This is a genomic window from Streptomyces vastus, from assembly GCF_039532825.1.
Taxonomy (GTDB): Bacteria; Actinomycetota; Actinomycetes; order Streptomycetales; family Streptomycetaceae; genus Streptomyces; species Streptomyces vastus.
The window spans coordinates 1-5,508 of record NZ_BAAASJ010000055.1 but is presented as its reverse complement, the minus strand read 5'-3'; the positions used below and the strand labels follow the sequence as shown (position 1 = coordinate 5,508).

Annotated in this window: 6 protein-coding genes; 4 read left to right on the top strand and 2 right to left on the bottom strand. The window is 66.7% G+C overall.

The features are described 5' to 3' along the window. Nucleotides 1-165: 165 nt before the first annotated feature. Nucleotides 166-621: a peptidoglycan-binding domain-containing protein gene (locus tag ABD357_RS24215; RefSeq protein ID WP_344392850.1), complete on the bottom strand. Its 456-nt coding sequence runs from the start codon at nt 619-621 to the stop codon at nt 166-168. 311 nt (nt 622-932) lie between these two features. Between ABD357_RS24215 and ABD357_RS24210 the strand changes: the two genes are divergently transcribed. The 4 genes from ABD357_RS24210 (at nt 933) to ABD357_RS24195 (ending at nt 4,088) form a co-directional block, all read left to right on the top strand. Continuing rightward, entirely contained in the window at nt 933-1,286 is a 354-nt protein-coding gene (locus ABD357_RS24210) for a hypothetical protein (protein ID WP_344392848.1), read from the top strand. 283 nt (nt 1,287-1,569) lie between these two features. Next, nucleotides 1,570-2,118, top strand: coding sequence for a hypothetical protein (locus ABD357_RS24205; RefSeq protein WP_344392846.1), 549 nt, complete (start codon nt 1,570-1,572; stop codon nt 2,116-2,118). Between the two features lie 48 nt (nt 2,119-2,166). Further along, on the top strand, nt 2,167-3,699 hold the full coding sequence (locus ABD357_RS24200; protein WP_344392845.1) for an ISKra4 family transposase: 1,533 nt from the start codon (nt 2,167-2,169) through the stop codon (nt 3,697-3,699). A gap of 65 nt (nt 3,700-3,764) precedes the next feature. Continuing rightward, on the top strand, nt 3,765-4,088 hold the full coding sequence (locus ABD357_RS24195) for an antibiotic biosynthesis monooxygenase (protein ID WP_344392844.1): 324 nt from the start codon (nt 3,765-3,767) through the stop codon (nt 4,086-4,088). A gap of 173 nt (nt 4,089-4,261) precedes the next feature. Here the strand turns inward: ABD357_RS24195 and ABD357_RS24190 are convergent, their stop codons facing one another. Further along, complete coding sequence (locus ABD357_RS24190) at nt 4,262-5,287, bottom strand: group II intron maturase-specific domain-containing protein (RefSeq protein ID WP_344392843.1); 1,026 nt, start codon at nt 5,285-5,287, stop codon at nt 4,262-4,264. Between the last annotated feature and the right edge of the window lie 221 nt (nt 5,288-5,508).

The following is a 5,508-nucleotide window of genomic DNA, read 5'->3' as shown; positions in this document are numbered from 1 at the left end:
GGCAAATGCACGGCCGAGCAGGATTCGACCTCCTCCGTCACCGCATCCTCCTGCAATGAGGAGAACGCACCGTCACCACCGACTACGGAACAGAGCCGAACGTTTTACAGTCCCTGGAGGGCCCGTGAGGGTGTTCAGCCAATGCTGACGAGTTCCGAACAGCTCCTACATGCAGGTGCCGGAGAACCTATTGTCGACGGTCCGATACAACGGAAGCAGCATGACGGAGTAGGTGTCGGGGCCGTACTCGCCGTCTACGTGGATTCGGTGCTGCGTCTGAACAGTGCGTACCGCTGCCTTGGTGGCGTCCCCGTAGATGCCATCGGGCACAAGATTAGGGATGTGGTTGTAGCAGTGGTTGATGGCCGCCTGAAGCGCTCTGACTCCCGAGTTCCGGGTTCCGTAGGCCATCCAGCAGTCGAAGAGGTAGCCGCCGCCGCCGTTGTTGTACGCAGGCAGGTAGAGATACCGCCCGCTGGGGGTGCCGAGCGTCGTGACCTTGGCGGTGTTGCACTCGGGGGTGGCGGCAGAGGCAGGGCTCGCGGTCAAACCAACCAGCAGCGTCGAGATTACGCCGGTGATGGCACTGATGGCGCCGACCTTGAAACGGTTTCTGTTCACGGTTCTCCAGTTCGTAGGTAACTGACAGGGGCGAGGCTCGACACCACGCAGTCCTTAGTTGTGGTCAGACGCATGATCCCGTAGGAGACCGACCGCCGGGCCGTCCGCCGGCTCCCCCTTCGCTGGCCTCATCCACGGACTTTAGGATCATCGTGGGCTTCGGACTTTGTCATCCGTGCAGGGAACTTTGTCAGTCGTGCACCGTCTCAAGCTGACGCTGCATCAGGCAAGGGTCGCCCTGCGGGTGAGGTCATGCGCGACCGCTGGCGGCAACGTGCGCAGGGGTTCTCCGCGAATCGTCAGGGTTGCTCGTGAGCCTCAGCGAGGCGGAATCAGCTCGCCCCGGCTCCATCCCTCAAGGGGTCGTCCACCGGACCACCATTGACTGGCGGCCATGGAATGAAGCCCTGAGCATGGTGAACCTTGTCGCTGACAAGGGCATCGCGGAAGCCGCCCACCTCCTTGACGAGCAGATATGGCGCCTCCACACCAAGGTCAAACGCGGCCTGCTCCCCGACGAGAACTGGTTCGTTCTGCGTTCAAGCGTGGAATCAGCGCAAAACGACTTCATCATCACCGCGCGCCGCCGACTCTCGCCTGCCGGAGGTCCGCTTCGGCGATTCTCCGGGCGACCTGCTCCCGATGACCCGATCTGGACCTCATGACCTGCTCCAGGCGTCGGCATTGGGCAACGAGCCGAGCGCCAGAGCGGCCAACTGAAGTGCGCAGTGGCCATGTAGCGCGCTCAGTCACAGCCGCGACCTGGTGGAACTGTGACCTCCAGCGATAGTTGGCCAAGGAGGGTGGCAAGGTCGCTGGTGACCGGCCTGTACTCAAAGACAGTTGGGTGCAGCTCCCCTCGGGGGACGGGTTGAGCTGGGAGAACGCCCTTCCGGGTGATGGTGGCGTGGTCGGGTCTCTACCGTGGGGGTGGAGGAGGCGACGCTGATGGGGTCGTTGATCGGGGAGTTGGAGGCGCGGGAGGCGGCGGCCCGGGCCCGGGTGGAGGCTCTCGAAGCGGAGATCGTGGAGTTGACCGCGCGTCTTGAGGGCGAGCGGGAGGCGTGGTCACGGTTGCGGATCACCCGGGAGACGGTGGCCGAGGTGATCATGGAGCTGGGTGAACCCGGGACGACTGCGCCGGTGGCCGGGGGCTTGGAGCCGGAGGGTGTGGTGGAGCCCGGGGTGCGGGTGGTGGGGGCGATCATGGTGCCGCACTGGAGTGAGGGGCTCTCGGTGGATGTGCTGCCGGATGTGTACCGGGACATCGTTGAGGTCGTCGCGGATGCTGCGAAGCCGGTGCAGGCGAAGCAGATCGTGCCCAGGATCGGGCTGCCCGCGGTGACCGCGAAGATCGAGGGGACGCGGGGGAAGCTGAAGCGGCTGGTGGAACGGGGCTGGCTGGTGGAAGGCAGGCCCGGGCAGTTCACGGTGGCCCACCCGGGCCGAGACGTGAAATCGGTGAACTCGCGGAACGATAAAGGCTCTTCTCTCTAACTTCGGAGGTACCACCCAAACCGAAGCGCAGAAGAAAGAAGAGCCGTTGTGGAACCGTACGACGCCTTCCATGCCATCGATCCGTTCGCCGCCGCGGCAAGTGCCTTCGACCGCCTGACACAGGTGTTGGCCGGCCCGGAGTCGGCCGCGCTGCCCCACCATGATCTGGAGGATCTGATCGGGGTGCGGGGCCGTGAGCTGCTCCGGCTGCTGTTCCAGGCCCGTCTCGATCTGCGGGAGCGGCAGGAGCGGGACCAGATGGAGTGGACCGGCCGGGGGATGGTCCGGGGCGCGGACGGAAAGGTTCGCCCGCATCGTGAGCCAGGGCATTCCCGTGCTCTGGCCTGTGTGTTCGGCACGGTCACCGTGACGCGGACCGCGTGGCGGGGCAGGTCGATGACCAGCGTCCATCCGCTCGATGCGGACCTCTCGCTGCCCGCCGGGCTGCACTCGCACGGCCTGCGCCGGCTCGCGGTCATGGAGGCCGTCCGCGGGTCCTATGACCAGGCCAAGGAGGCGATCGACCGGCGGTGCGGGAAGGTGCTGGGCAAGCGGCAGGCGGAGCGCCTGGTCGTCGAGGCGGCCCGCGACATCGACAGCTTCTACCTCTCCAGGGTGCCCATGCCGGCGACCGCGTCCACCGCGCTGGTCCTCCAGGTCGACGGCAAGGGCATCGTCATGCGGCCCGAAGCCCTGCGGCCCGCGACCTTGAAGGCACACCGGGACAAGCAACAGGCGATGCGCACGAGGCTGGCGCCGGGCGAGAAACCGAACCGGAAACGTATGGCCACGCTGGCCTGCGTGTTCGATGTTGATCCCGCGGTACGTCGTCCGCACGACATCATCGCCCCGCCCGAGGGACGCGGCGGGGACCGACCGCCTCGGCCGGGGCCGAGGGCGACCGCGAAGTGGCTGTGCGGCTCGGTGATCCACCCTGCCGAGCACACCGTCGCCGCCGCCTTCGATCAGGCCGAGGCCCGCGACCGGGATCACGCGCGGGACTGGCTCGTGCTCGTCGACGGTGCCCACCACCAGATCGATCTGGTCCAGGCCGAGGCCGGCCGGCGCGGCATCGGGGTGCACATCCTGATCGATATCGTGCATGTGAGTGAATATGTCTGGGGTGCGGCCCACTGCTTCCACCAGCCCGGCACCCCCGAGTGTGAAGCCTGGGTCGCCGGCCACCTGACGACGATCCTGCACGGTCAGGCCACCCGGGCCGTTGCCGAGATCACCGCGCAGGCAGACCAGGGCGGACTGCGCGGGACCAGCCGCGAGGGCGCCGACGCCTGTATCCGCTACCTCACCGGCCACGCGGACCGCCTGCACTACGACACCGCGCTGGCCTCCGGCTGGCCGATCGCCACCGGCCCGATCGAGGGCGCCTGCCGCCACATCATCGCCGACAGGCTCGCCATCACCGGGTCGCGATGGGGCCTCGACGGCTCCGAAGCCATCCTCAAACTCCGCGCGCTGAAGGACAACGGCAACTTCGAGGAGTACTGGCGACACCACCTCGCCCGCGAGCATGAACGCCTCTACCCCACCCCCGACCGACACGACTACCGCCTCACTGCCTGATCAGCGACCTTCCCTCTGGGCCGAATCCTGGGCCAACTGGCGGGAGTGCGTACTAGACTCCGCCGATGATCTGTCGTCTGTGGCGTGGCTGGACCGCAAAGGGAAACGCCGACGCGTACGAGCGCATCGTCCGGGAGCAGGTCATCCCCGGAATCGAGGCGCAGCACATCCCGGGCTTCCTCTCGATCGATCTGGTCCGGCGCGAGCGGGAAGACGACGTCGAGTTCATGACCTTGATGTGGTTCGACGCCCTGGCCTCCGTGCGGGCGTTCATGGGCGAGGACTACGAGACGGCACACGTGCCAGTGGCCGCCCAATCCGTACTCGCGGACTTCGACAAACGATCAGCCCACTTCGAGGTGCTCGACCGCCGCGAGCAGCCACACTGAGCAATCACCTGCGGGCCACTACCTCATGCGAGGCGTCCCTGCAGAAGAGCTACACCCAAGACAGTTGGCAAGTGTCGGGTAGCCGGAGCCCATTGCTGGGCCCCGGCCCCCTCAGAACCGGACGTGCGACTTTCACCGCATCCGGCTCAAGCAAGCCCCGAGGGCCTCGCAGGTCAGCAGGGTTTTGTGGCCCGTCTGCCATCGCCAGCGTGGTGCTGGCGATGGCATTCGGAGTGCACGAGGCGGAGGTTGTTCCGTTCGTCCGTCCCGCCGTCTCGCCGGTAGGTGAAGTGATGCTTGTGGAGCATCTTCTTCGAGGCCGCGAACCAGTTGATCCACTCGCGTGGGCTGTCCGGTTCGTACTCGGCTCCGACGATCAGCGCCTGCTTGCAGAGAGGACAGAGCCCCTGCTGCCGTACCGCCAGGAGAAGACTGGTCTTGTCCATCGGCGGCGGCGCGGTCTTCCGGCGGCGGTTCCGCCAGTACTCGGCCAAGGCCGGGTCGTCCGGGGACGCACCGCCCTTGACGAGTTGGTGGCGAACGATGCCCGTCCAGGCGAATCTGGTGAGGAAGGCGCCGCTGTTGCGGTTGCCGAACACCCATCGGTCCCGCCGGGAGGGGTGGAACTGGTCGAAGTACCGGTCCATGACCCAGTGCTTCGACTTCTGCGGGTGACGTCGACTGGCCCATTTGAAGGTCAGTCGCCACATGTAGTGGTCCAGCGACGCGAACGTCGTCGTGGATGCCACCGCCCGGTAGTAGGCCGCCCAACCGCGAACGATCGGCGTCAGCCTGCGCAACATGGCCTCGGTGTTCGCCCCATGCAGGGCCTTCACCTCAGTCCGTAGTCGCGCCCGGAGCCTCGCGCAGGCCGCCGTGCTCGGCTTGATGATCAGCTTGCCGCCCGTGCGGCGGACAGTGAAGCCGAGGAAGTGGAACCCCTCATCGAGGTGGACGACCGTGGTCTTCTCCTCGTTGAAGCGAAGACCCCTCGGCTCCAGCCAGTCCTCCAGCCTGGCCCTGACCTGGTGCACTTGGGCTTCGTCGTGACAGAGCACGACGAAGTCGTCGGCGTACCTCACCAGCACCGGAGTGCCCGGCATCGCGCCGGGCTCGCGCCCGGCCCGCACCGTGTATTGGCACCCTGCGGCCTGTTCCAGTCCGTGCAGAGCAACGTTCAGCAGCAGCGGGCTGAGCACGCCCCCAACGCAATGGGCAACTTCTGCTTCGAGGTGACGCTCGGCTACCGCCGACTGGAACTCCTTCCTCGCGCGGAGGGTAAGGGGCGTCACAATGGGTAGTAGGTTTGTGACATGGTGCGTGGTGATCGTGTCGATAGCGTCGAGTACGCCCGGCGGGTCAACGCCGCCGCGGATCTGGCCGGAGCGGGGGTGCCCGCGGCCGCAGCCGCCCGCACGTT